The organism is Burkholderia sp. NFPP32 (genome assembly GCF_900119325.1).
In the GTDB taxonomy this organism is placed as follows: Bacteria; Pseudomonadota; Gammaproteobacteria; order Burkholderiales; family Burkholderiaceae; genus Burkholderia; species Burkholderia pyrrocinia_C.
Map to the genome: position 1 here is coordinate 59,325 of NZ_FPJP01000015.1, position 25,148 is coordinate 84,472.

The window sequence follows — 25,148 nt, forward strand, 5'->3', positions numbered from 1 at the left end:
GGCCACGGCAATGGCGGGGGCACCGGCAGTGGCGGCTCGGGTAACGGTGGCGGCAACGGCAGTGGCGCCGGCGGCAACGGCGGTCACGGCAATGGCGGAGGCAATGGCAACGGCAACGGCAGTGGTGGCGCCGGCAATGGCGGTGCCAACGGTGTCGGCAATGGCGGCCACGGCAGCGGCGGATCGTCCGGAGGCAACCACTGACCGGAAGCGTTGCCCGGCCGGGTGCCGTCAGAGCATCTCGAGCGCGCGCTTGGTACGCGGCGCACGGAAGTACGCGTCAAGCTGCGCGCGCTCGTCATCGCTCAACACGAAATCGAGCGCGGCACGGTTGTCGCGCACATGTTCGATCCGCGACGCCTTCGGAATCGCGAATACGCCCGGCTGCGCGAGCACCCATGCCAGCGCGACGCGCATCACCGACACGCCGCGCTGCCGCGCGATCTCGTCGAGCGGCGAGCGCTTCGGCAACCGTCCGTGATCGACCGGGCTGTACGCCATCGCCGGCATCCGGTGTTCGGCAAGCCACGGCAGCAGGTCGAATTCCGGGCCGCGCCGCGCGATGTTGTAGAGGATCTGGTTGGTCGCGCACGCGTCGCCGCCCGCGTCGTCGACGAGCTCGGCCATGTCGGCGGTATCAAAGTTGCTCACCCCCCAGTGACGGATCTTGCCCGCGCGTCGCAGCGCCTCGAATCCCTCGACCGTCTCCTCGAGCGGCACCGAGCCACGCCAGTGCAGCAGGTACAGGTCGAGGCGATCGGTACGCAGGCGCTTGAGGCTCGCATCGCACGCGGCGACGACGCCGCGCCGGCTCGCACGGTGCGGGTAGACCTTGCTCACGAGGAACACGTCGTCGCGCAGGCCGGCGAGCGCCTCGCCGACGAGCGACTCGGTCGCGCCTTCGCCGTACATCTCGGCGGTGTCGACCAGCGTCATCCCGAGTTCGACGCCTTCGCGCAGCGCGGCGATCTCGTCCGCGCGGCGGGCCGGCCGCTCGCCCATTTCCCAGGTGCCCTGGCCGAGCTTCGGAATCGTCTCGCCGTCGGGCAGGACGACCGTGGAGATCGTGTCTGTCATGCGCTCCTCGCTGCGAATTCATGGCCGCGCACCGCGGCCGAAGCATGGAATACGACGCATCAGTGTAGTCAATCGGCGCGACACCGGCCTATCGCACGGCAAAAACCGGTTATAACGGCGCCGCATGATGACTTAGAATGGCCGCAACCTGATCGATACCCACTCCATGAAGTCACCCACGGACGACCGCTGGCAGGACCTGCGCCCCGACCCCGACAACGACACGCCGCTCTACCTGCAGCTCGCCCGCAAGCTCGGCGACGCAATCCATGACAATCGCTGGACGGCCGGCGAGGCGCTGCCGTCCGAGCGCGTGCTGTCCGACGCACTCGGCGTGTCGCGCATCACCGCGCGCAAGGCGATCGCGCTGCTCGTCGAGCAAGGCCTGATCCGCCGCACGCAGGGCGCGGGCAATTTCATCCAGCCGCGCTACGAGGATCCGCTGTTGCGGCTGTCGAGCTTCAGCGAAATGCTCGAGCGTCGCGGCTTCAAGCCGAGCTCGCAATGGATCGCCCGCGAGATCCAGCCCGCGAACCGCGACGAGGTGATCCAGCTCGGACTGTCGCCAGCCGCGTCGGTTACGCGCCTGAAACGCCTGCGCCTCGCCGACGGTATCGTGATGGCCGTCGAGAACTCGACGTTCCCCGCGACGCTGATTCCCGATCCGCAGGCGATCGGCGGTTCGCTGTACAGCTATCTCGAAGCGCGCGGCACGCCGATCGTGCGCGCGCTGCAGCATTTCCGCGCGGTCAACGCGACCGACGAGATCGCCGAACAGATGGGCATCGCGCCGCACGACGCGCTGCTGCTGATCACGCGGATCGGCTATACGTCGGACCAGCGCGCGATCGAGTTGACCGATACCTACTGCCGCAACGACTACTACGACTTCGTCGTCGAGCTGCGCAAGTAACGCAAGCCGCGCCGCCGGCGCTCACAGCCAGCTCGCATCGTCGGTGCCGAGCGGCACGGGCGGCCGCGTGAACGACGGCGGCGTCGCCGACAACCGCTCGGCCGGCCGCACGGCATCGATCGTGCCGAACGGCGATGCGATGCGATCGATCCGGTCACGCACGTCGGCAGCCGCGAGATCGGGCGCCTGCAGGCCGTCCGGCACGGCGCCGAACGACTGCAGCCAGCTCCCCGTCTGCGCGAGCGACAGCCGCACGTGCCAGCTTCCCCCTTCGCGCGCCCGGCGCGCAAGCGCGATCATCGCGCCGAACGCCGCGAGATAACCCGTCGCATGATCGAGCGCCTGGCACGGCAGATGGCGCGGTTGGTTCGCGTGCGCGGCCTGCTGCTCCTGCCACGCGATCCCGCTCGCCGACTGCACGAGGCTGTCGAAGCCGCGCCGCTTCGCCCACGGCCCCGCGTGCCCGTATGCGGACACCGACACGCACACGATGCCGGGCCGCAACTCCGCCAGCGCCTGCGGTGCGAAACCGCGCGCCGCGAGCGCGCCGGGCCGATACGACTGCAGGAACACATCCGCGTCGCGCACGAGTGCGTGCAGCGCATCGACGCCAGCCGCATCGCGCAGGTCGATCCACGTCGAACGCTTGCCGCGCCCGTTGTCGATCACGAGCGGCGCGATGTTCGGCAGGTGCGGGCCGTTGACGAGCAGCGTCTGCGCGCCGTGCGACGCCAACGTACGGCCCGCGACCGGCCCCGCGATGATGCGCGTGAGATCGAGCACGCGCACGCCGGCGAGCGGCTGGCCGGCTTCGCCGCGGCCGATCGGCTCGACCGGCGCGTCGCCGATCCGCTCGATCTCGAACAGCGGCAGCGACGCAATCGCGCGCGCCTGCTCGTGCGCCGCCCATTCATCAGGTGTTCTGATCAATGCCGCACACAGGCCGGCCTCGCCCAGCGCGGTATCGAGCGCCGCGCCATCCCACGTGCGGATCGCCGCGGCGACGTCGGCCGGATGCGCGCCGCAACCGAGCACGTCGAGGATTCCGTGCAGGTGATGCGGAAAATTCGCGTGCAACTGGATCCAGCGCCCGTCGCGCGTCTCGAAGAAGCCCGTCACCGGGTGACGCAGCTCCGGCGGCGGGCCATCGTCCACGCGCAGGTAGCGTTCGCTGCGGAACGCGACCAGCGCGTCGCGCACCGACACGTCGACGGATTGCGCGACGCCGGTGCGAAGCCGGTGGCATTCGGCCGCCGCGAGCCCGGCGGCCGCGATCGTCGCCGCGGCGAGCGTGCCGACATGGAACGTCGACGGCAGCGTCGGGTCCCGGCCCGTCACGGTCGCGCGAGCCAGCGCGTCGCGGTCGCCGTGCGCGAGTTGCCACAGATGGGTCAATGCGAGTTCGGGTGTCATGGTGAAGTGAGCGCCTCAGCGTCGGAGGGGAGACGGAATCGAGTCTAGAATTCGCGACAGGCGCAATCAATCTTGATTGCACGAATCAATACATAACGAATAGTTGTAGCCGGGCAGCGCTTCATGCGCCCCGACAGGAGCGACCGGCATGACATCCCTCAGCGCGCAGGAAGCCGCCGGCACCCTCGGTGTCAGCGTGAGCACGCTCTATGCGTATGTGAGCCGCGGGCTGCTGCGCTCGCTGCCCGACGGCGCGACCAAGCGCCGTCGCTACGACGCGGACGAGGTGCGCCTGCTCGCGCGCCGCCGCGCCGACGCGAAACGCGCGGGCGGCGTCGCCGAGCGGTCGCTCGACTGGGGCGTGCCGGTGCTCGAATCGCGGATCACGCAGATCGCCGACGGCCGCCTGCGCTACCGCGGCGCCGATGCGATCGCGCTTGCCGACGAGGCGACGCTGGAACAGACGGCCGCCAGGCTCTGGGAGTGTTCGCCCGCGCGGCTTGCCGCAGCATCGCTCACGTCGACCGGTTTCGACGCCGCGCAGTGGGACGACTGGGCGCGCCGCTGGGCGCATCTCGCGCCACTCGAACGCACGCTGGTGCTGCTGCCTGCCGCGGCGGCGACGCTGCCGCGCCTGTGGGCGCAGGGGCGCGACGCGCAGCTCGATTCGGCCGCGCTGCTGCTGCGCGTCGCGACGGCCGCGCTCGCCGGCATCGCGCCGGGCGACGCGCCCGTGCACCGGCAGCTCGCTGCCGCATGGCGCGTGCGACGGCGCGACGAAGCCGACCTGCTGCGCCGCGCGCTCGTGCTGTGCGCCGATCACGAACTGAATCCGTCGACCTTTGCGGTGCGCTGCATCGCGTCGACCGGCACTCACCTGTTCGGCGCGATCGCGGGCGGGCTCGCGGCGCTGTCGGGCCCGCGTCACGGCGGCGAGACGTTCCGCGCGGGCGCGCTGCTCGACGAAGCAGCCCGCGCCGCCGACCTCGATCGCTACCTTGCGCTGCGGCTGACGCACGACGAACGCGCGGACGGCGGCCGCACGGCACTGTCCGGTTTCGCGCACCCGCTCTATCCCGACGGCGATCCGCGTGCGCTGGCGCTGCTCGACGCACTGCACGCGGCGGTACCCGACCGACCGGCGCTGCACATGGCGCGCGCGCTCGCCGCGCGCGTCGAAGCGGCGACGGGCCTGCGGCCGGCGATCGATTTCGCGCTCGCGGTGCTGGAGCGCACGCTCGCGCTGCCGGACGGCGCGGCGTTCACGCTGTTCGCGGCCGGCCGCACGGCCGGCTGGATCGCCCATGCGCTCGAACAATATGCGGACGGCAAGCTGATCCGGCCCCGGGCGCGCTACGTCGGCAGCGACGCGGCCGCGTGACGACGGCCGTCGCGCCACGCGACGAGCGGCCGCCACCACGCCTGCGCGGCGCGCACGGCCGGCACCGCGAGCGGACCGAACGCGAACGTCGCGCCGTGCGGCCCCGCGCTGACCCATACGCGCATGCCGGACATCAACGTCAGCGAATCGCCGGCAGCGAGCCAGTGGTCGTCGGGGCGGCCCTCGACGGTCACCCAGACGTCGCCTTCGGCCACCTCGAGTACGGTGCGATCGACGATCCGCCACCGTCCGGCCGGCTCGTCACCGTCCATCACGTAGAGTCGCAGTTCGCGCATGGCAGCCTCCTGGTCGCACGGGTTCGATGGCACCAGTATTTCGGACAGTGACAGCACACGGACAGATACGGCGGCAGACACTTTCGGCTGAACTGTACTGGTCAATCGACGGGGACGGGCATCCGCCAGCCGGACTTCGCGTTGCACCGAACCTGCACGGCACGGCGGCTTTCCCTACAATGGCGGCTGTCCCGCGCCACCGCCATGCCTTCATGTTCCAAAGCCCGCCCGCCGCCGCTCCCGGCGAAAAGAACCTCACCGTGATGCTGTGGCTCGTTGCGACGGGCTTCTTCATGCAGACGCTCGATGCGACGATCGTCAACACGGCGCTGCCGTCGATGGCCGCGAGCCTCGGCGAATCGCCGCTGCGGATGCAGTCGGTCGTGATCGCGTACTCGCTGACGATGGCGGTGATGATCCCCGTGTCGGGCTGGCTCGCCGACACGTTCGGCACGCGGCGCGTGTTCTTCAGCGCGATCCTGGTGTTCTCGCTCGGCTCGCTGCTGTGCGCGAACGCGCATACGCTGACGCAGCTCGTCGCGTTCCGCGTCGTGCAGGGGGTCGGCGGCGCGATGCTGCTGCCGGTCGGGCGGCTCGCGGTGCTGCGCACCTTTCCGGCCGAACGCTACCTGTCCGCGCTGTCGTTCGTCGCGATTCCCGGCCTGATCGGCCCGCTGATCGGGCCGACGCTCGGCGGCTGGCTCGTGAAGATCGCGTCGTGGCACTGGATCTTCCTGATCAACGTGCCGGTCGGCGCCGCGGGCTGCATCGCGACCTTCTATTCGATGCCCGATTCGCGCAACCCGGCCGTCGGCCGCTTCGACCTGAAGGGCTATCTGCTGCTGACGATCGGCATGGTCGCGATCTCGCTGTCGCTCGACGGGCTCGCCGATCTCGGCATGCAGCACGCAGCCGTGCTCGTGCTGCTGATCCTGAGCCTCGCGTGCTTCGTCGCGTACGGGCTGTACGCGGTGCGCGCGCCGCAACCGATCTTCTCGCTCGAACTGTTCAGGATCCACACGTTCAGCGTCGGGCTGCTCGGCAACCTGTTCGCGCGGATCGGCAGCGGCGCGATGCCGTACCTGATCCCGCTGCTGCTGCAGGTGAGCCTCGGCTACTCGGCGTTCGAGGCCGGGCTGATGATGCTGCCGGTCGCGGCGGCCGGGATGTTCTCGAAGCGGATCATCACGCGCCTGATCACGCAGCACGGCTACCGCAAGGTCCTGCTTGCGAACACGATCATGGTCGGCGTGATGATGGCGAGCTTCGCGCTGATGCGCGACACGGTGCCCGTATGGGTGAAGGTCGTGCATCTCGCGCTGTTCGGCGGCTTCAACTCGATGCAGTTCACCGCGATGAACACGCTGACGCTGAAGGATCTCGGCACGGGCGGCGCGAGCAGCGGCAACAGCCTGTTCTCGCTCGTGCAGATGCTGTCGATGAGCCTCGGCGTCACGGTCGCCGGCGCGTTGCTCGCAACGTTCACCGGCATGCTGCGCACCGTGACGCCGAGCAACACGCTGCCGGCGTTCCATGCGACGTTCATATGCGTCGGGATCATCACGGCCGCGTCCGCGTGGATCTTCGCGCAGCTCGCGCCCGAGATCCGCAGCACCGCGCGCAAGACCGACCCGTCCGAGCGAGCGTGACGCGTGACGCGCGGCGCGCGCCGTTTCGGGCACCGCAACGCCACCGCGCGCACCATCGCGGTGCAGCTCGCCCCTGCGATGCGCGCTGCGATATCCCGTCCACCGGCCGCGACGGGCCGCCGCATGAGGCACGATGCCGTGCACGCTTCTTGCTCGCCTATTCTCTAGGTAAACTGGCAGTCTTCCTTCGGCCGACATCATGAGCATGATCGAAATCGATCCCCCCGGCTTTCAGCCGCCCCGCCCCGTCGCCGGCGACGACGGGAACCGGCGCACCGTGCTGTACGGCGGCTACACCGTGTTCAGCGTGTTCCAGCCCGTTTTCTCGGTGTCGCACCGCCGCGCGATCGGCTATCACGCATCGCTACGCGCGCACGACGAGGAAAGCCGCCAGGTGGCATCGCACGAGGTGTTCACGCAGGCGGCACGGCGCGGCGACCTGCTCGAACTCGGCCGGCTCGCCGAATCGCTGCATCTCGGCAATTTCCACGCGTTTGACAGTCACGACGAATGGCTTTTCCTGAGCCTGCATCCGGCCGCGCTGATGGACACCGTCTACGGCGACGCGCTGCTCGCGAACCTGAAGGCGCTCGGGCTGCCGCCGCACCGCGTGGTGCTCGAGGTGCCCGAGCAGGCGGGCGGCGAGACGCCGCGCTACGCGGCGATCGTCGACGGGCTGCGCAAGGCCGGCTTCCTGATCGCGCTCGGCGGGTTCGGCGCGAAGCATTCGAACATCGACCGCGTGTGGCACCTGCATCCCGATATCGTCACGCTCGACCGCGGCATCCTCGCGCAGGCGAGCGAGCACTCGCATCTCGAACGCGTGCTGCCGGGGCTCGTGTCGCTGCTGCACGAATCCGGCCAGCTCGTGCTGATGGGCGGCCTCGCGACCGAGCGCGACGCGCTGATCGCACTCGAGTGCAACGTCGATTTCGTGCAGGGCCAGTACTTCGCGGGACCGAGCGTCGACCCCGTGCAACCGCAGGCTGCGGCGGGCTGCATGGATACGCTGTCGGCCGCGCTGCGGCTGCGCGTCGCGCAGCGCGAGCGTACGCAGGCAGAACGGCTCGCACCGTATGTCGCCGCGCTCGAGGAAGCGAGCCGGAAGCTCGCTGCGGGCGAATCGCTCACCGATGCCGCCGCCGCCGTGCTCGGGCTGCCCGAGACCGCGCGCTGCTTCCTGCTCGACGCATCGGGGCGCCAGATCGGCGACAACGTGCTCGCGCGCGGCAGCGTGTCGCAGCGCGCCAAGCGCTTCCGGCCACTGCTGCATTCCGAAGGCGCGAGCTGGGAGCGCCGCCCGTACTTCATCGACGCGATGCGCGCGCCGGGCCGTGTGCATCTGACGCCGCCCTACCTGTCGATCAACGAGGCGCACCTGTGCGTGACCGCATCGGTCGCCGCACCCGCCGCGGCCGGCATGCAGGTGCTCTGCGTCGACATCAACTGGGAAGCGGCGCTCAACCGCGAGTGAACGCGACCGCGCGCCGCCTTCACGCGGCGGCGGCCGCCTTGCGCACGATCAGCCGGTGTACGCGTTTGCCGGACGACGCGCTGACGACCTCGTGCTCGTCGATCACGTGTATGCCGGCGCCGAGCGCCGCGTGCATCCGCGCCGAATCGAGCGGCGTATAGAGGCGGCCGCGCTCGTCGCGCAGCGCGCCGTTTCCGGCCACCCGCCAGCTCAGGTACAACGTGCCGCCCGGCATCAGGAGATCGGCCAGCCGTGCGGCGGCCGCCGCCGCGTCCGCCTGTTCGAGGTGCATGACGACCGTCTCGCACAGCACGTTGCGAAACGCGCCGGACGGCACGCCGGCCAGCGCCGGCAGTGTGGCCAGCTCGAAGCTCAGGTCGGGATGGCGCCGCCGCGCCTCGTCGAGCAGCGCGGCACTCGCGTCGAAGCCGCGCACGTCGAAGCCGCGCGAAGCGAGCCAGGCCGTGTCGCGCCCCGCTCCGCAGCCGACGTCCGCGGTCGGCCCCGGCGAGAAATGCTGTTCGAGCAGCGCGTACATGTCGTCGGGCGCGGCCTGGTCGAGCCAGTCCTGCGCATATTGCGCGGCATGGGCATCGTAGGCGTCGAGAGTCGGGCGATCCACCATGGCGATTGCTCCGCATAGGCGTCGTATGACGCACCCCGCATCTTAGCCGTTGCGCCCCGCCTGTGGCGTCGCGCGCGGCCCACGCAACGATGGCGCAAAGCCGGCCGGTGCGGCCCGCACTTCGCCCGCGCGCGGATCGAGTCAGACATGCGAATGTGCGCCGCCGTGCACGGGTCCGGCCCGCCGCTCGACTTCGCGGCGCACGTCGCCGCGCAGCCCCGCGAAGAACGCGACTTCGGCGACGACGAACAGCGGCCCGACCATCAGGCCGACCAGATCGTCGACGAACGCGGGCTTGCGCCCTTCGAACCAGTGCCCGACGAACTGCACGATCCAGCCGACGACGAACGCACCGATGCCGATGCCGAGCCATTGCACGGTCGGCAATCGCGCGAGCGCCTGCGCGGCCCACAGGCCGAGCGCGAACAACGCCGTCATCACGATCCCGAACCGCAGGTCGAGACGCAGGTAGAACACCGCGAACGCGACGGCGAGCAGCAGCGCCGGCGACAGCGCGATGCCGGCCAGCATGCCGATCGCCGGCCGCGACAGCAGCACCTCGACCGCGAACACGATCATCGGAATGCCGACCAGATGCGTCGCGATGTTGCGCGCGTCGCGATGGTAGGCCGCATACTGGGAAAGATGGTCTTCGAGCGTCTTCATCGCGTCTCCTGGCCGGTCGTTGAGCGCTATGATGCGCGTCACGCCCGAGAACCTCTGTCAGCTACCCGACATCGCGTGCCCATGCCTTCGTCGCTCGCCCCCTACGTGCCGCAGATCGAAGCGAACCCGTGGTTCGCCGCGCTGCCGCCCGCGTTGCGCGCGGACCTGCTCGCCCGTGCGGTGCTGCGCCGCCTGCCGGCCGGCCACGCGCTGTTCCGGCGCGGCGACCCGCCGTGCGGGCTGTACGCGGTACTGGCCGGTTCACTCACGATAGGTGCGGTCGACCCGCAGGGCAAGGAAGCGCTGCTGACGGTCGCCGAGCCCGTCACGTGGTTCGGCGAAATCGCGCTGTTCGACGGCCAGCCGCGCACGCACGACGCGATCGCGCTCGACGACGCGCTGCTGCTGCACGTGCCGCAGGCCGCGCTGCTCGCGATGCTCGACGCGACGCCGCAATACTGGCGGCAGTTCGCGCTGCTGATGGCGCAGAAGCTGCGCCTGAGCTTCCTCACCGTCGAATCGATGAGCGTGATGCCGGCCGCGCAACGGCTCGCCGCGCGCCTGCTGATGATCGCCGAAGGCTACGGCGGCATCAGCGCCAGGCGTACGCGCGTGCGGCTGTCGCAGGAAACGCTCGCGTCGATGCTGTCGCTGACGCGGCAGACCACCAACCAGCTGCTGAAGGCGCTGCAGGCCGACGGTGTCGTGCGGCTGCATGTCGGCGAGATCGAGCTCGTCGACATCGACGCGCTGCGTCGCGCGAGCGGGTTGGCCGGCGATACACCCTGAACGTCGCGCAACGGCCGCCACGCGACACCCCGCCGTCGCCGCGTTGCGCTATCGTGTCGGCTCGCTCCGCCCATCCCTCGCCCCGCCTTGAACACATCGACCGCCGCCGCCCCCTCCCGCCATCCATGGCCCGTGTTCGCCGCATTCCTGCGGCTCGGCCTCACGTCGTTCGGCGGCCCGGTCGCGCATCTCGGCTACTTCCGCGCCGAATTCGTCACGCGGCGCGGCTGGCTCACCGAGCGCACGTATGCGGATCTCGTCGGGCTGTGCCAGTTCCTGCCGGGGCCCGCGAGCAGCCAGGTCGGGATGGCGATCGGCCTCGCGCGCGCCGGCCATGCGGGAATGTTCGCCGCGTGGCTCGGCTTCACGCTGCCGTCGGCGCTGCTGATGATGCTGTTTGCGCTCGGCGTTCACGCGACGGGCGCGCCGATCGAAGCCGGCGCGCTGCACGGGCTGCGCATCGTGTCGGTCGCGGTGATCGCGCAAGCCGTCTGGGGCATGGCGCGCACGCTGTGCCCGGATGCGCGCCGCGTCACGCTGATGGCCGCGGCCGCGTGCGTCGCGCTACTCGCGCCGGCCGCGTGGACGCAGATTGCGGTGATCGTCGCGGCCGGTGCGGCCGGTCTCGTCCTGCTGCCGCAGCCGGCGCGCGACGCCCACGAGCCGTTGCCGCTGCACGTATCGCACCGCGCGGGCGTGCTGTGGCTCGCGCTGTTCGCGGCGCTGCTCGTCGCGCTGCCGTTCGCGGCACGCGTGCTCCGCTCCGATACGCTTGCCGTCGTCGATGCATTCTTCCGCACGGGCGCACTCGTGTTCGGCGGCGGGCACGTGGTGCTGCCGCTGCTGCAGGCGGCCGTGGTCGCGCCCGGCTGGGTCGGCGATTCGGCGTTCCTCGCCGGCTATGGGCTCGCGCAGGCCGTGCCGGGGCCGCTGTTCACGTTCGCGGCATTCCTCGGCGCGTCGCTGCGCGATGCACCGAACGGCTGGCTCGGCGGCACGATCGCGCTCGTCTCGATCTTCGCGCCGTCGTTCCTGCTCGTTGCCGGCACCGCACCGTTCTGGGAACGCCTGCGCCGCAGCACGCGCATGCAGGCCGCGCTCGCGGGCGTGAACGCGGCCGTCGTCGGGCTGCTGCTCGCCGCGCTCTATCACCCGGTCTGGACCGACACGATCGTGGCGCCGCGCGACCTGGCCGCCGCGCTCGTCGCGTTCGTCGCGCTGACGTTCTGGCGCGTGCCGCCGTGGGCTGTCGTGATCGCGAGCGCGGCGCTCGGCTGGGTGCTCGGCGTCGTCGGCTGATCCGGCAAGCGCGGCACGATCCTGCCGGGCAAAAAACAAAAAAGCCCTCGCAACGAGGGCTTTACTACGGGGTGCTGCGCGCCGCTACCGCGCGCGACGCACCGGACCTTACGCGAAGTTCTTCGCTGCGAAGTCCCAGTTCACGATGTTCCAGAACGCTTCGACGAACTTCGGACGTGCGTTGCGGTAGTCGATGTAGTACGCGTGTTCCCACACGTCGATCGTCAGCAGCGCCTTGTCGGCGGTCGTCAGCGGCGTCGCTGCGTTGCTCGTCGACACGATGTCGAGCGAACCGTCGGCCTTCTTCACCAGCCATGCCCAGCCCGAACCGAACGTGCCGACTGCAGCCTTCGTGAACGCTTCCTTGAATGCGTCGTACGAACCCCACTTCGCGTTGATCGCATCGCCCAGCGCGCCCGTCGGTGCGCCGCCGCCGTTCGGCGACAGGCTGTTCCAGAAGAACGTGTGGTTCCAGATTTGCGCGGCGTTGTTGAAGATGCCGCCCGACGACTTCTTCACGATCTCTTCCAGCGACAGGTTTTCGAATTCCGTGCCCGGGATCAGATTGTTCAGGTTCGTCACATAAGCCTGATGGTGCTTGCCGTAGTGGTACTGGATCGTCTCGAGCGAGATGGTCGGCGCGAGTGCGTCTTCAGCGTACGGGAGCGGCGGGAGCGTATGAGCCATGGCGATTCCTTCGTTGAGTATGTAGGGGGGCTTGTGTTGAATGCTGCCGAGCGTCCGATTGTAGGCGAGGACGAATAACCCCGCAAACTCACGGGCCATTTATCCGCGGTATGCGGAAAAGCGACGTTTGCGCAACGTCCGGCAGGACGAACCGGCGGTGCGCAGTATCCGTTCCCGCGCGGGACGCATCCGTTGCGGGACCTTCGTTTCGCTTGCGCCGGTTACGTCAGATCGTATCGGTCAACCGCGGCTGCACGTCGGCGAGCGACACGTCGGCCGAGCCTTCGGCGAGATGCACGGTCAGGCGCCGCTGCGGCTTCAGCGCGCTCGGCGCGCGCACCGCGCGGCCCGTCTGCGCATCGATGAGCGCCGCATAGCCGCGCTCGAGCGTACGCTTCGGGCTCAGCACCTCGAGCCGCGCCGCACAGGCTGACACACGCGCCGTGTCGCGCTCGTGACGACGCTGCAATGCGAGCGCGAGACGTTGCGACAGCCCTGCGAGCGCCTGGCGCGCCTGTGACGGATCGGGCCGCGCACGCTGCCAGCGCAACTGCGCGAGCGCGAAGCGCGCGCGCGCGTCGCGCACCGGCCGCGATGCCGCCGACGCGAGCCGCGCCGCGAGCTGCTCGACGTGCGTGCGCTGCCGCTGCAGCCGCTCGGCCGGGCTCACGAGCCGGCGAGCGAGCCAGTCGAGCTGCTGCGCGCGCTGTTCGAGCCGGCGTTCCATGCCGCGCGCGAGCGCGCGTTGGCGATCGCCGACCTCGCGCAGCAGCAGCGCGCGCTGCGGGCTCGCGAGTTCGGCCGCGCCGGTCGGCGTCGGCGCGCGCACGTCGGCCGCGAAGTCCGCGATCGTGAAATCGGTTTCGTGCCCGACGCCGCTGACGATCGGCAGCTCGCTCGCCGCGATCGCGCGCGCCAGCGCCTCGTCGTTGAACGACCACAGATCCTCGATCGAGCCGCCGCCGCGGCAGACCAGCAGCACGTCGACCTCGCGCCGCGCATTCGCGGCCTCGACGGCCGCGACGAGCTTTTCGGCGGAACCGGCACCCTGCACGGGCGCCGGATAGACGATCACCGGAATGTGCGGCGCACGGCGTGCGAGCGTGGTCAGCACATCGCGCAGCGCGGCTGCCTGCAGCGACGTCACGATGCCGATCGCGCGCGGGTGGGCCGGCAGCGGCCGCTTGCGCTCGGGCGCGAACAGCCCTTCGCCTTCGAGCTGCGCCTTCAGCCGGAGGAATGCCTCGTACAGGCGCCCCTGCCCGGTGCGCCGCACGGCCTCGACGTTGAGCTGCACTTCGCCGCGCGGCTCGTACATCGTGACGACCGCGCGAACCTCGATCCGGTCGCCTTCGCGCGGCGTGAATTCCGCGTATTGGGCGCGGCCGCGGAACATCACGCAGCGCATCTGCGCCTGCTGGTCCTTGATCGAGAAATACCAGTGGCCGCTCGCGGCGCGCGTGAAATTCGATACTTCGCCCGAAATCCACAGCAGCGGAAACGAACGCTCCAGCATCGTCGAAATCGCGCGATTGAGCGCCGAAACGGGAATCACTTCGTCGCCGCCGCGGGTCGCGCCGGGTGCAACAAAAGGGGAGTCGGAAGGCATGGACGGTCGGATGAATGCTGGCGGCGACACGATAGTCCGACACACGCGCGGCGTCCAGCACTGAGCGCATGCGTCGCGGCGCTCGAAAGGTGTCCACATTCCGGCAATCGTCCGCCTAAAACGCTTGGAAACCGCGGAAAAAGCCAGACAATTCCCGATAACACTTTGATTTTTATATACTTTTAAACCTTTCGGAATGATTCTCATCCGATTCGATGCCCACCGGGCGGGCGTTTGAGGCCATCGACCGGGGAGTTCTTCACAGAGTTATCCACAGCCCGCCGCGATGCGGCCCCGCGAGCTGCGTCGGCCGGTCGCGCTTGCCGCGTCCGCATGCGGCGCGCTAGAGTGCCGCCTTCCGCAGACCCCGCGGCATGCGCCGCCCAACGGAGAATCCGCCTTGACGAATCCGTCCCACGCCGCGGCGCACGACGCGCCGCGCCCGGTCCGATGAGCGCGCCCGGCGGCCCGCTCGCCCGGCTCGAAGCGCGCCTGACACGCGAATGGCAGCGGCGCGGCGCGCTCGCGTGGGCGCTCACGCCGTTCGCATGCGTGTTCGGCCTGTGCGCGGCGCTGCGGCGCACCGCTTACGCACAAGGCTGGAAGCAGCCGGTCGACGTCGGCGTGCCCGTCGTCGTGATCGGCAACGTGACCGTCGGCGGTACCGGCAAGACGCCGACCGTGATCGCACTCGTCGACGCGTTGCGCGCGGCCGGCTTCACGCCCGGCGTCGTGTCGCGCGGCTACGGCGCGAACGTGAAAGCGCCGACCGCCGTCACGCCCGCGTCGAGCGCGAGCGTGGGCGGCGACGAGCCGCTGCTGATCGCGCGCCGCACCGGCGCGCCCGTCTGGGTGTGTCCCGATCGCGTGGCGGCCGCGCAGGCGCTGCGCGCCGCGCATCCGGACGTCGACGTGATCGTCAGCGACGACGGCCTGCAGCACTACCGCCTCGCACGCACGGTCGAGCTCGTCGTGTTCGACCACCGGCTCGGCGGCAACGGCTTCCTGCTGCCGGCCGGCCCGCTGCGCGAGCCGCTGTCGCGGCACCGCGATGCAACGCTCGTCAACGACCCGTACAGCGGCACGCTACCGCCGTGGGCCGACACCTACGCGCTCGCGCTCACGCCGGGCGCCGCATGGCACCTCGACCAGCCCGCGCTGCGCCGCCCGCTGTCGCAGTTCGCGAACGAGCGCGTGCTCGCCGCGGCCGGCATCGGCGCGCCGGAACGCTTCTTCGCGACGCTGCGCGCGGCCGGTCTGGCGCCGGCGACGCGCGCGCTGCCCGACCACTACGCGTTCGCCGACAATCCGTTCGTCGACGATGCCGTCGATGCGATCCTGATCACCGAGAAGGATGCAGTAAAATTGGGCGCTTCCTGGCGCGACGCTCGACTCTGGGTCGTCCCTGTCGAAGCCGCGCTCGACCCTCGCCTCATTGCCATCGTTGTGGAGAAACTCCGTGGACGCTCGCCTGCTTGAAATCCTTGTGTGCCCTATCTGCAAAGGCCCGCTCCACTATGACCGCGCCGCGCAGGAGCTGATCTGCAACGCGGACAAGCTCGCCTACCCGATCCGCGACGGCATCCCCGTGATGCTCGTCGACGAAGCGCGCCAGACCGTCGAAGGCACGCCGGTCGACCCGGCCGGCCGCTAAACCGTCAGGCCGCTCGACCGCCGCAATCGCTTGAAGGCGCCCCGGCCCCGGCCGGTCGCCGAACGCCGCCGGGCGACCGGCGCCGGACGCGCCACCCGCCCCGTCCCTCTCACCGTTCCCCCCGATGACTCACCCGCAACCCTTCATCGCCGTCATTCCCGCCCGGCTCGCGTCGACGCGCCTCCCGAACAAGCCGCTCGCCGATCTCGGCGGCAAGCCGATGGTCGTGCGCGTCGCCGAGCGTGCGCGCGAAGCGGGCGCGCAGCAGGTGCTCGTCGCGTCCGACGCGCAAAGCGTGCTCGACGCGGCGCGCGATCACGGCTTCGAGGCGGTGCTGACGCGTGCCGACCATCCATCCGGCACCGACCGGCTCGCGGAAGTCGCGGCGACGTTCGGGTGGAGCGACGACACCGTCGTCGTCAACGTGCAGGGCGACGAGCCACTGATCGACCCCGTGCTCGTGTGCGACGTAGCGTCGCACCTGGCCGCGCATCCGGCCTGCGCGATCGCGACCGCGGCCCACCCGATCCACGATGCAGCCGACGTGTTCAACCCGAACGTCGTGAAGGTCGCGCTCGACGCGCAGAGCGTCGCGCTGTACTTCTCGCGCGCGCCGATTCCGTGGAGCCGCGACGCATACCAGCCGCACTGGCCGGACGTCGCGGCGATGCCGGCCCCTGCATTTCCGGTCTACCGGCACATCGGCCTCTATGCATATCGCGCGCGTTTCCTGCGCACGTATCCGACGCTCGCGCAGGCGCCGATCGAACAGGCCGAGCAGCTCGAACAGCTGCGCGCGCTGTGGCACGGCGAGCGCATCGCAGTACTGATCACCGGGTCCGCGCCCGAAGCCGGTATCGACACGCCCGCCGATCTCGCGCGCGTGCAGGCCCTTTTTCAGCCGGGTTCAAAATAACCCGTGGCATAATCAGGCGATTGTGCGAGCCGTCCGCGACCAGCGCGTCCTCGCTTGACCCCGCCCGCGGCCCTGCCGGCAGCCGCGCGTCGCCGAAGCCGACGCGCCGCATCAGACCGGTCCGCCGCGCGCCAGGCAAGCCCCGCGCACGATGTCGCCGGCGCCTTTGCGTCTCGCCACACGAATCTACATACTTGGAGATATCACCATGCGTTTGATCCTGTTGGGCGCGCCCGGCGCGGGAAAGGGCACCCAGGCAAACTTCATCAAGGAAAAATTCGGCATCCCGCAAATCTCGACGGGCGACATGCTGCGCGCGGCCGTGAAGGCCGGCACGCCGCTCGGCATCGAAGCGAAGCGCTTCATGGATGAAGGCAAGCTCGTGACGGACGACCTGATCATCGGCCTCGTCAAGGAGCGCTTGAAGGAATCCGATTGCGCGAACGGCTATCTGTTCGACGGCTTCCCGCGCACGATCGCGCAGGCCGATGCGATGAAGGACGCCGGTGTCGCGATCGACTACGTGCTCGAGATCGACGTGCCGTTCTCGGAAATCATCGAGCGCATGAGCGGCCGCCGCACGCACCCGGCATCGGGCCGCACGTATCACGTCAAGTTCAACCCGCCGAAGGTCGAGGGCCACGACGACGTGACGGGCGAACCGCTGATCCAGCGCGACGACGACAAGGAAGAAACCGTCAAGAAGCGTCTCGAAGTGTACGAAGCGCAGACCAAGCCGCTGATCAAGTACTACGGCGACTGGGCGCAGCGCGGCGAGGAAAACGGCCTGAAGGCGCCGCAGTATCGCAAGATCTCGGGCCTCGGCAGCGTCGAGGAAATCCGCGAGCGCGCGTTCGACGCACTGAAGTAAGCACCGCATCGCGCACCGCAAGCCGCCCTTTCCGGGCGGTTTTTTTTCGCCCGGCCGAGCTTCGCACGACCGCGCTTGTTTCGCCGCCACGCGATGGCCCCCCCGTACAATCGGTCGGATGCATGCGCGCTGACAACCGGCACACGTTTTTTCAACCGATCGCTTCGCATCGGACAGCACAACCGCCTTGCATGGGACCTCCCCAAGCGCTAAAGCGCCAAGGGCGGTCGACCGCCTTGCATGGGACCTCCCCAAGCGCTAAAGCGCTAAGGGCGGTCGACCGCCTTGCATGGGACCTCCCTAAGCGCTAAAGCGCTAAGGGCGGTCGACAAAGGAGACAGTCATGGAGATTCGCGGCAACGTCTTTCTGATCACGGGCGGCGCGTCGGGCCTCGGCGCCGGAACGGCGCGGATGCTCGCGCAGGCCGGCGGCAAGGTCGTGCTCGCCGACCTGAACGAGGCGGCGGGCGTCGCGCTCGCGACCGAGCTGGGCGGTGAATTCGTGCGCTGCGACGTGTCGAGCGAAGCCGACGCGCAGACGGCCGTCGACGCGGCAACGCGCGCGGGCACACTGCGCGGCCTCGTCAACTGCGCGGGCATCGCGCCCGCCGCGAAGACCGTCGGCAAGGACGGCGCGCATCCGCTCGACGTGTTCGCGAAGACGATCAACGTGAACCTCGTCGGCACGTTCAACATGATCCGGCTCGCGGCGGCCGCGATGGCCGCAACCGCGCCGACCGCGGACGGCGAGCGCGGCGTGATCGTCAGTACCGCATCGGTCGCCGCGTTCGACGGGCAGATCGGCCAGGCTGCGTACGCGGCCTCGAAGGCCGGCGTCGCGGGCATGACGCTGCCGATCGCGCGCGACCTGGCGCGCAGTGGCATCCGGGTGATGACGATCGCGCCCGGCCTGTTCGAGACGCCGATGCTGCTCGGCATGCCGCAGGACGTGCAGGACGCGCTCGGCGCGATGGTGCCGTTCCCGCCGCGGCTCGGCAAACCGGCCGAATACGCGATGCTGGTGCGCCAGATCGTCGAGAATCCGATGCTCAACGGTGAAGTGATCCGCCTCGACGGCGCGATCCGGATGCAGCCGAAGTAAGCGCGAATGAAAAACGCCCGCGATGCGGGCGTTTTTCATGCCGGGTTCCGGCCGTCGCGCGACCGGCTCAGTCCTCGTCGTCGCGCTGCATCCGCTGCCGCAATTCGGTCACCTGCGACTCGACGACGGTCGCATCGTCCGCCTCCGGCCGCTCGCCGAGATACTGCTCGAGATCCTCGAGCGCGGGGCGCAGGTAGTCGAGCCGCGCATACGCGAAACCACGGTCACGCACCTCGTCGAGCTGCTCGGGCAACAGGATCACGAGCCGCTGCTGCACCGCGAGCAGCCGCTGCCAGCGTTCCGTCTGCAGATAGATCGTCTTCAGGTTGCGCAGCATCCGCGCGATGATCTCGCGGCTCGTCGCGGGCTGCAGCAGCGCGCGCAACGCGCTGTCGACCGCACCGGCCGCGCGCGCGACATACGGCTCGAGCATCTCGACCATCTCGGCTTCCGACAGCGAATGGCCGTTGGTCGGATCGATGATCAGGTCGCCGTCCGGCAGCGTGACGCGCAGCAGGAAATGGCCGGGGAACGATACGCCGCGCGCCGGCACGCCGACCTGCTCGGCGAGCTCCAGATACAGCACCGACAGCGAGATCGGGATCCCGCGCCGCCGTTTCAGCACGGCGTTCAGGTGGCTGTTATCGGGGTCGTAGTAATCGTTGTGATTGCACGTGAAGCCGAGTTCACGGAAGAAGAAGTCGTTCAGCGCGGCGACGCGGCCTTTCAGGTCCGCATCGTCGGCGAGCCGCCGGCGCAGCCGCGCCGCAAGCATGTCGAGTTCGGCCAGCGTGCCCTGCAGGTCGAGGTCGGGATATGCGTCCTGCGCCAGCGACAGCGCGGTTTCCGTGACGGGCAGGCTGTCGTCGTCCGCCACGAGCGTGCTGAAGTAGTCGAGGACGCGGGTCATAGCGGTCGTCACTTGGCGCGCCTTCTGAAGTAAGCGTATTTGAAGCCCATCACCCACAACATACCGAAATATAGTGCAGCGAACAGCACGAGGCACGCGGCCATCAGCGCGATGCGATCGAGCGGCTGCGAGCGCATCCCGGTCCAGTCGAAGCTGATCGAGAACCAGTGCATCACGCCCGCGAGCACGAGCGTCGCGCCGACGAGCTGCATGAAGAAGCGCAGCCAGCCTGGCGACGGCTGGTAGATGCCGCGCTTGCGCAGCCCGAGGAACAGCAGCAGCGAATTCAGGCACGCGCCGACGCCGATGCTCAGCGTGAGGCCCGCATGGCCGATCAGCGGCACGAACACGTAGTTCGAGATCTGCGTGACGATCAGCACGCCGATCGCGATCTTCACGGGCGTCTTGATGTCCTGCTTCGCATAGAAGCCCGGCGCGAGGATCTTGATCAGGATGATGCCGACCAGGCCGATCCCGTAGGTCGCGAGCGCGCGCGCGACCATCGTGACGGTATGCGCGTCGAACTTGCCGTAGTTGAAGAGCGTCGCGGTGAGCGGCGTCGCGAAGAAGAACAGCGCGAGCGCGCTCGGCGCCGCGAGCAGGAACGTGACGCGCAGCCCCCAGTCGAGCAGCGCCGAATACTCGGTCGAATCGGCGTCGACGTGCGCCTTCGACAGGCTCGGCAGCAGGATCGTGCCGAGCGCGACGCCGAGCAGCGCCGTCGGGAATTCCATCAGACGATCGGCGTAGTTGATCCACGACACGGCGCCCTGCCCGAGCCGCGATGCGATGTTGGTGTTGATGATCAGCGACAGCTGCGCGACCGACACCGCGAACGTCGCGGGCACCATCTTCGCGAGCACGCGCTTCACGCCGGGGTGCCGCAGCGCGCGCAGCGGGTTGAGGCCGATCAGCGGCACCATGTCGATCTTCTTCAGGCCCGGCAGCTGCACGAGGAACTGCAGCACGCCACCCACGATGACGGCCCACGCGAGCGCGAACACCGGCACCTTCAGGTGCGGCGCGACGAACACGGCCGCGGCGATGAATGCGACGTTGAGCAGCACCGGCGCGAACGCAGGCAGCGAGAAGCTCTTGTACGTGTTCAGCACGCCGGACGCGAGCGTCGTCAGCGAGATGAACACGATGTACGGGAACATGATCTGCGTCATCGTGACCGCGAGCGGGAACGCGTGGCCGTCGGTGTGCAGGCCGGACGCGACCGCGAACACGACCCACGACGCGCCGGCGATCCCGAGGACCGACAGCACGGCAAGCGCCCACGCAAGCACGGTCGACATCGCGTCGACGAGCGCCTTCGTCGCATCGTGCCCCTGCTGGTTCTTGAACTCGGCGAGGATCGGCACGAACGCCTGCGAAAACGCACCTTCCGCAGAAAGGCGGCGCAGCAGGTTCGGGATGCGGAAGGCGACGTAGAACGCGTCGGTGTATTGACTGGCGCCGAACGCACGGGCGATCAGCGTCTCGCGGGCCAGTCCGGTCACGCGCGACAGCAGCGTGAAGCCGCTGACCGTCAGCAGGGCTCGGAATAGATTCATGGGGCGCTTATTATACGGACGTTGCGTGGCCCGGCCACCGCCCGATGCCGAAAAGCGCGCCCGCCGGCGGCGCCCCGCCCGGCGGGTGTCACATCGATCTTGCCACTCGCTTGATTTTGTTGCTATAATCGCCCGTTTCTAGGCCTGTACATGTACGGCAACTGCCGTTTCCATGTTCCGGCCTCGGTTAAAATCACCGTTTTTTTATGCGCCCCTGGGCAATCGTTCTCAGGGGACGGATCGAAAAGCAGCGCTTGGCCGTCAGGCTCCAAGCTCTGGAAACAGGACAGGATAAGGAACCGTCATGGCTAACTCCGCACAAGCACGCAAGCGCGCCCGCCAGGCCGCGAAGGCAAACTCGCACAACTCGGCGCTGCGCTCGAAATTCCGTACCGCGATCAAGTCGGTTCGCAAGGCTGTTGAAGCTGGCGACCAGGCAAAGGCTGCCGAGCTGTTCAAGGCTGCCGTGAAGACGATCGACACGATCGCCGACAAGAAGATCGTTCACAAGAACAAGGCCGCTCGCAGCAAGAGCCGCCTCGCCGCAGCCGTCAAGGGCCTGCAGGCAGCAGCGTAAATCCGGTGCGCCCGCTCACGCGGGCGTTCCTGTTTCCTGCGATCGCAAAAAAGCCCGCCTAGGCGGGCTTTTTTGCTGCCTGTCGTCCGGGCATCGGATCCGGACATCGGGGCATCGCGCCGACCGACGACAGTCGGGGCGGGCGCACCAGACGCCCTCGCCCGCCGGCATCACCGCATCACTTCTTCTCGCCGTAGTCCGGCAGCTCGCACGCCTCGGTGACGACGAGGTTGTTGTCCTTCGCGAAATTCAGCACGAAATCGAAAGCCATCGGTTCGACATCGCGCAGCCGCGAATCGAGGATCACGCATTTCAGGTCGCCGAGCATCGTCGGACGCACGTACAGCGAATACTTGAGACGCGCATTCGGCCCGCTCGCCCCCGGCCCGAAGCAGGCCATCACACCGGCCAGACGTTCCGACCAGTCGCTCGGGCGAAACTTTTTCCCGTCTTTCGTAATGCCCTGGATAAAGAATTCGGTCGGAGGGGTTTCAGCCATGTGGTTACCCAAGTGACGGCCCGGCGATGCCCAGGCGACAGCGCCTGGATACGCGAACACAAAGCTGGAATCGACGGCGGCACAAGCATTCCGATATCCCGAAAACAGGACGCCGATGCGCGCTGCCGGTGTGCCGCACCGGATTTGTGCAGCGCACAGCTTGTGTCCGGCAGAGCGCGAAGAGGCTTGCCTGCCGGGCTGGAGAAAACTTTTCGATTATACCGCAGCGCGCCATCGTGCGTCGTCCCGACGCCCCCTCCCCGTACCGCCGGCCGCGCGCCGCGATCGTGCCCCGCTTCTCTTCGCGGCTCGTCAAAGCACAGAAAATCCTTTATGCTGCTTTGAGTTATCCACACCCGACGGCGGCGCCGTCCGGCCTCGCTGCCGGGTGAAACCCGCCGTATTTCGCTTCATGACCGCCAAAACCATTCGTCACTACCTGCAGTTCAAGGATTTCTCGCTGGAAGACTACGAGTACGTGCTCGAACGCACGGGTATCCTGAAGCGCAAGTTCAAGAACTACGAGACCTATCACCCGCTGCACGACCGCACGCTCGCGATGATCTTCGAGAAGAGCTCGACGCGCACGCGCCTGTCGTTCGAGGCCGGAATCTTCCAGCTCGGCGGCCACGCCGTCTTCATGAGCACGCGCGACACGCAGCTCGGCCGCGGCGAGCCCGTCGAGGATTCCGCGCAGGTCATCTCGCGGATGGTCGACATCATCATGATCCGCACGTTCGAGCAGGAGGTCATCCAGCGCTTCGCGGAGAACTCCCGCGTGCCGGTGATCAACGGCCTGACGAACGAATATCACCCGTGCCAGGTGCTCGCCGACATCTTCACGTACTACGAGCACCGCGGCCCGATCGCCGGCAAGACCGTCGCGTGGGTCGGCGATGCGAACAACATGCTCTACACGTGGATCGAAGCCGCGCAGATCCTCGGCTTCAAGCTGCGCCTGTCGACGCCGCCCGGCTATGCGCTCGACATGAAGCTCGTGTCGCCCGACAGCGCGCCGTTCTACGAAGTGTTCGACGATCCGAACGAAGCATGCAAGGGCGCCAATCTCGTGACGACCGACGTATGGACGAGCATGGGTTTCGAAGCCGAGAACGAAGCGCGGATGAAGGCGTTCGCCGACTGGTGCGTCGACGAGGAAATGATGGGCCACGCGAACCCGGACGCGCTGTTCATGCACTGCCTGCCCGCGCACCGCGGCGAGGAAGTCACGGCCGGCGTGATCGACGGCCCGCAGAGCGTCGTGTGGGACGAGGCGGAAAACCGCCTGCACGTGCAGAAGGCGCTGATGGAGTTCCTGCTGCTCGGCCGCCTCAAGCACTGACGCGCCGCCGGAATCCGGCAGCAGACGGAAAAAGCGCCGATCGACGATCGGCGCTTTTTGTTTGGGTACGTGAAAACCGGCGCGGCCCCGCGCTACAGGCAGACCGGTTCGGCCTCGAGCTCGACGCCGAATTGCTCGCGCACGTCGGCCTGGATCGCCCGTGCCAGCGCGAGCACGTCGGCGCCCGTCGCGCCGCCGCGATTGACGAGCACGAGCGCCTGGCGGTCGTGCACGGCCGCCGCGCCCAGCGCCCGCCCCTTCCAGCCGCAGCGATCGATCAGCCAGCCGGCCGCGAGCTTCACCTGCCCGTCCGGCTGCGGATACGATACGACATCGGGCGCGCGGGCGCGCAGCGCATCGAACTGCGCGGCGTCGATCACCGGATTCTTGAAGAAGCTGCCCGCGTTGCCGAGAACGAGCGGATCGGGCAGCTTCGCGCGGCGGATCGCGACGACTGCGTCGAACACGTCGCGCGGCGTCGCCGCATCGGGCGCGATGCCGCGCGCGTCGAGCTCGCGCGTGACGTCCGCGTAGCCGAGCCGCGGCGTCCATTGCCTGGGCAGCCGGAACGTCACCGACACGATCGCGAACCGGCCGCGCCCTTCCCGCTTGAAGAAGCTGTCGCGATAGCCGAACGCGCAGCGCGCGGCGTCGAAGCGCTCGCTGCGCCCCGTAGACAGCTCGACGGCGACCAGCGAATCGAAATACACCTTCATCTCGAGGCCGTACGCGCCGATGTTCTGGATCGGCGCAGCGCCGACGGTGCCCGGGATCAGCGCGAGGTTCTCGAGGCCCGGCATCCCGTGCTCGAGCGTCCACGCGACGAAGTCGTGCCAGTTCTCTCCGCCGCCGGCCTCGACGTACCACGCGTCGTCGTCCTCGCGCACGACGCGGCGGCCCGCGATCTCGTCGAGCAGCACGACGCCGTCGAAATCGCGCGTGAACACGACATTGCTGCCGCCGCCGAGCACGAGCTGCGGCAGGTTCGCGACGCGCGGGTCGCGATGCAGCGCCTCGAACTGCGACGCGTGCGTGATGCGCGCGGCGAAGCGCGCGGTCGCGGCGATGCCGAACGTGTTGTGCGCGGCGAGCGGATGGTCGGGAAGCAGCGACAGGGCGGAATCGTCAGGAGGCATCGGTATTCGCGATCACGTCGGCCCGGGGCGGCGAATGGCCGGCCTTGGGCAAACGGAGGGGCATCGGTAAAATGGCAAACAGTCCGCAATTATAGCGAGTGCCCGCGCGCGAGCCGGGTGCCCGCATTTCAAGGGAGAATGCCATGCCATCGTTCGACGTCGTTTCCGAAGCGAACATGATCGAAGTGAAGAACGCCATCGAGCAGTCGAACAAGGAAATTTCGACGCGCTTCGACTTCAAGGGCTCCGACGCGCGCGTCGAGCAGAAGGAACGCGAGCTGACGCTGTTCGCCGACGACGATTTCAAGCTCGGCCAGGTCAAGGACGTGCTGATCGGCAAGCTGGCCAAGCGCAACGTCGACGTGCGCTTCCTCGACTACGGCAAGGTCGAGAAGATCGGCGGCGACAAGGTCAAGCAGATCGTCACCGTGAAGAAAGGCGTGACGGGCGATCTCGCGAAGAAGATCGTGCGGCTCGTGAAGGACAGCAAGATCAAGGTGCAGGCGAGCATCCAGGGCGACGCGGTGCGCGTGGCGGGCACGAAGCGCGACGACCTGCAGAGCGTGATCGCGATGCTGCGCAAGGACGTGACCGATACGCCGCTCGACTTCAACAACTTCCGCGACTGATCGCCGGCCGATCCGTCCCGTCATCACGCCGGGCCCCGCACACGCGGCGCGCCCGGCGCGCGGCAAGCGCCGCTT

26 protein-coding genes are annotated in these 25,148 nt (G+C 68.7%); 15 read left to right on the top strand and 11 right to left on the bottom strand.

Annotation, left to right across the window (positions count from 1 at the left end):
* The coding region (locus BT264_RS38560; protein WP_177318415.1) for a hypothetical protein at positions 1-204 on the top strand (204 nt) is incomplete at its 5' end.
* A 27-nt stretch (positions 205-231) separates the two neighbouring features.
* Here BT264_RS38560 and BT264_RS25030 read toward each other — a convergent pair.
* A complete protein-coding gene (locus BT264_RS25030) occupies positions 232-1,077 on the bottom strand; it encodes an aldo/keto reductase (protein ID WP_072442895.1) in 846 nt (281 codons plus the stop codon).
* A 166-nt stretch (positions 1,078-1,243) separates the two neighbouring features.
* On the opposite strand from BT264_RS25030, the gene BT264_RS25035 reads away from it, so the two are divergent.
* Entirely contained in the window at positions 1,244-1,990 is a 747-nt protein-coding gene (locus BT264_RS25035; protein ID WP_072442893.1) for a GntR family transcriptional regulator, read from the top strand.
* Positions 1,991-2,011: 21 nt separating this feature from the next.
* Here BT264_RS25035 and BT264_RS25040 read toward each other — a convergent pair whose 3' ends face one another.
* Complete coding sequence (locus BT264_RS25040; protein ID WP_072442891.1) at positions 2,012-3,403, bottom strand: CoA transferase; 1,392 nt, start codon at positions 3,401-3,403, stop codon at positions 2,012-2,014.
* 148 nt (positions 3,404-3,551) lie between these two features.
* Here BT264_RS25040 and BT264_RS25045 point away from each other — a divergent pair, with 148 nt between their 5' ends.
* Positions 3,552-4,784, top strand: coding sequence for a citrate/2-methylcitrate synthase (locus BT264_RS25045; RefSeq protein ID WP_072442889.1), 1,233 nt, complete (start codon positions 3,552-3,554; stop codon positions 4,782-4,784).
* Here the strand turns inward: BT264_RS25045 and BT264_RS25050 are convergent.
* Positions 4,757-5,080 carry a DUF2917 domain-containing protein gene (locus BT264_RS25050; RefSeq protein WP_072442888.1) on the bottom strand — a complete coding sequence of 108 codons (324 nt, stop codon included), beginning with the start codon at positions 5,078-5,080 and terminating at the stop codon, positions 4,757-4,759. The genes BT264_RS25045 and BT264_RS25050 overlap by 28 nt on opposite strands.
* Positions 5,081-5,292: 212 nt before the next feature.
* Here BT264_RS25050 and mdtD point away from each other — a divergent pair, with 212 nt between their 5' ends.
* Entirely contained in the window at positions 5,293-6,729 is a 1,437-nt protein-coding gene (gene mdtD / locus BT264_RS25060; protein WP_072442908.1) for a multidrug transporter subunit MdtD, read from the top strand.
* A gap of 199 nt (positions 6,730-6,928) precedes the next feature.
* A complete protein-coding gene (locus BT264_RS25065; RefSeq protein ID WP_072442887.1) occupies positions 6,929-8,203 on the top strand; it encodes an EAL domain-containing protein in 1,275 nt (424 codons plus the stop codon).
* A gap of 19 nt (positions 8,204-8,222) precedes the next feature.
* Here the strand turns inward: BT264_RS25065 and BT264_RS25070 are convergent, their stop codons facing one another.
* Together BT264_RS25070 and BT264_RS25075 are read right to left on the bottom strand one after the other, a co-directional pair.
* Positions 8,223-8,828, bottom strand: a complete 606-nt coding sequence (locus BT264_RS25070) for a class I SAM-dependent methyltransferase (RefSeq protein WP_072442885.1) — start codon at positions 8,826-8,828, stop codon at positions 8,223-8,225.
* 141 nt (positions 8,829-8,969) lie between these two features.
* Positions 8,970-9,494, bottom strand: a complete 525-nt coding sequence (locus tag BT264_RS25075) for an Mpo1 family 2-hydroxy fatty acid dioxygenase (protein WP_072442884.1) — start codon at positions 9,492-9,494, stop codon at positions 8,970-8,972.
* An 81-nt stretch (positions 9,495-9,575) separates the two neighbouring features.
* Here BT264_RS25075 and BT264_RS25080 point away from each other — a divergent pair, with 81 nt between their 5' ends.
* Together BT264_RS25080 and chrA are read left to right on the top strand one after the other, a co-directional pair.
* On the top strand, positions 9,576-10,283 hold the full coding sequence (locus BT264_RS25080) for a Crp/Fnr family transcriptional regulator (protein ID WP_072442882.1): 708 nt from the start codon (positions 9,576-9,578) through the stop codon (positions 10,281-10,283).
* An 87-nt stretch (positions 10,284-10,370) separates the two neighbouring features.
* On the top strand, positions 10,371-11,582 hold the full coding sequence (gene chrA, locus BT264_RS25085) for a chromate efflux transporter (RefSeq protein WP_072442880.1): 1,212 nt from the start codon (positions 10,371-10,373) through the stop codon (positions 11,580-11,582).
* 108 nt (positions 11,583-11,690) lie between these two features.
* Here the strand turns inward: chrA and sodB are convergent, their stop codons facing one another.
* Positions 11,691-12,269, bottom strand: a complete 579-nt coding sequence (gene sodB, locus BT264_RS25090; RefSeq protein WP_011352986.1) for a superoxide dismutase [Fe] — start codon at positions 12,267-12,269, stop codon at positions 11,691-11,693.
* A gap of 226 nt (positions 12,270-12,495) precedes the next feature.
* The gene (xseA, locus tag BT264_RS25095; protein WP_072442879.1) at positions 12,496-13,878 is read right to left on the bottom strand and encodes an exodeoxyribonuclease VII large subunit; all 1,383 of its coding nucleotides are present in this window, start codon (positions 13,876-13,878) and stop codon (positions 12,496-12,498) included.
* Between the two features lie 450 nt (positions 13,879-14,328).
* Between xseA and lpxK the strand changes: the two genes are divergently transcribed.
* From lpxK to BT264_RS25120, 5 genes are all read left to right on the top strand, one after another.
* On the top strand, positions 14,329-15,357 hold the full coding sequence (gene lpxK / locus BT264_RS25100) for a tetraacyldisaccharide 4'-kinase (protein ID WP_072442877.1): 1,029 nt from the start codon (positions 14,329-14,331) through the stop codon (positions 15,355-15,357).
* A complete protein-coding gene (locus tag BT264_RS25105; protein WP_010090898.1) occupies positions 15,338-15,532 on the top strand; it encodes a Trm112 family protein in 195 nt (64 codons plus the stop codon). Before lpxK ends, BT264_RS25105 begins: the two co-directional genes overlap by 20 nt.
* Positions 15,533-15,656: 124 nt before the next feature.
* Positions 15,657-16,448 carry a 3-deoxy-manno-octulosonate cytidylyltransferase gene (gene kdsB / locus BT264_RS25110; RefSeq protein WP_072442876.1) on the top strand — a complete coding sequence of 264 codons (792 nt, stop codon included), beginning with the start codon at positions 15,657-15,659 and terminating at the stop codon, positions 16,446-16,448.
* A gap of 208 nt (positions 16,449-16,656) precedes the next feature.
* A complete protein-coding gene (adk, locus tag BT264_RS25115) occupies positions 16,657-17,319 on the top strand; it encodes an adenylate kinase (protein WP_034178848.1) in 663 nt (220 codons plus the stop codon).
* A 343-nt stretch (positions 17,320-17,662) separates the two neighbouring features.
* Positions 17,663-18,421: a 3-hydroxyacyl-CoA dehydrogenase gene (locus BT264_RS25120; RefSeq protein ID WP_072442874.1), complete on the top strand. Its 759-nt coding sequence runs from the start codon at positions 17,663-17,665 to the stop codon at positions 18,419-18,421.
* Between the two features lie 67 nt (positions 18,422-18,488).
* Here the strand turns inward: BT264_RS25120 and BT264_RS25125 are convergent, their stop codons facing one another.
* The gene (locus BT264_RS25125) at positions 18,489-19,331 is read right to left on the bottom strand and encodes a SirB1 family protein (RefSeq protein WP_072442872.1); all 843 of its coding nucleotides are present in this window, start codon (positions 19,329-19,331) and stop codon (positions 18,489-18,491) included.
* An 8-nt stretch (positions 19,332-19,339) separates the two neighbouring features.
* A complete protein-coding gene (gene murJ / locus BT264_RS25130) occupies positions 19,340-20,890 on the bottom strand; it encodes a murein biosynthesis integral membrane protein MurJ (protein WP_072442870.1) in 1,551 nt (516 codons plus the stop codon).
* Between the two features lie 304 nt (positions 20,891-21,194).
* Between murJ and rpsT the strand changes: the two genes are divergently transcribed.
* On the top strand, positions 21,195-21,467 hold the full coding sequence (gene rpsT, locus BT264_RS25135; protein WP_006482211.1) for a 30S ribosomal protein S20: 273 nt from the start codon (positions 21,195-21,197) through the stop codon (positions 21,465-21,467).
* A 178-nt stretch (positions 21,468-21,645) separates the two neighbouring features.
* On the opposite strand, the gene BT264_RS25140 is transcribed toward rpsT, so the two are convergent.
* Positions 21,646-21,966: a DUF3579 domain-containing protein gene (locus tag BT264_RS25140; RefSeq protein WP_072442869.1), complete on the bottom strand. Its 321-nt coding sequence runs from the start codon at positions 21,964-21,966 to the stop codon at positions 21,646-21,648.
* Between the two features lie 412 nt (positions 21,967-22,378).
* Between BT264_RS25140 and argF the strand changes: the two genes are divergently transcribed.
* Complete coding sequence (argF, locus tag BT264_RS25150) at positions 22,379-23,308, top strand: ornithine carbamoyltransferase (protein WP_072442867.1); 930 nt, start codon at positions 22,379-22,381, stop codon at positions 23,306-23,308.
* A 92-nt stretch (positions 23,309-23,400) separates the two neighbouring features.
* Here argF and murB read toward each other — a convergent pair whose 3' ends face one another.
* On the bottom strand, positions 23,401-24,450 hold the full coding sequence (gene murB / locus BT264_RS25155; protein WP_072442865.1) for a UDP-N-acetylmuramate dehydrogenase: 1,050 nt from the start codon (positions 24,448-24,450) through the stop codon (positions 23,401-23,403).
* A 137-nt stretch (positions 24,451-24,587) separates the two neighbouring features.
* Here murB and BT264_RS25160 point away from each other — a divergent pair, with 137 nt between their 5' ends.
* A complete protein-coding gene (locus tag BT264_RS25160; protein ID WP_011885818.1) occupies positions 24,588-25,073 on the top strand; it encodes a YajQ family cyclic di-GMP-binding protein in 486 nt (161 codons plus the stop codon).
* The last annotated feature ends 75 nt before the right edge of the window (positions 25,074-25,148 follow it).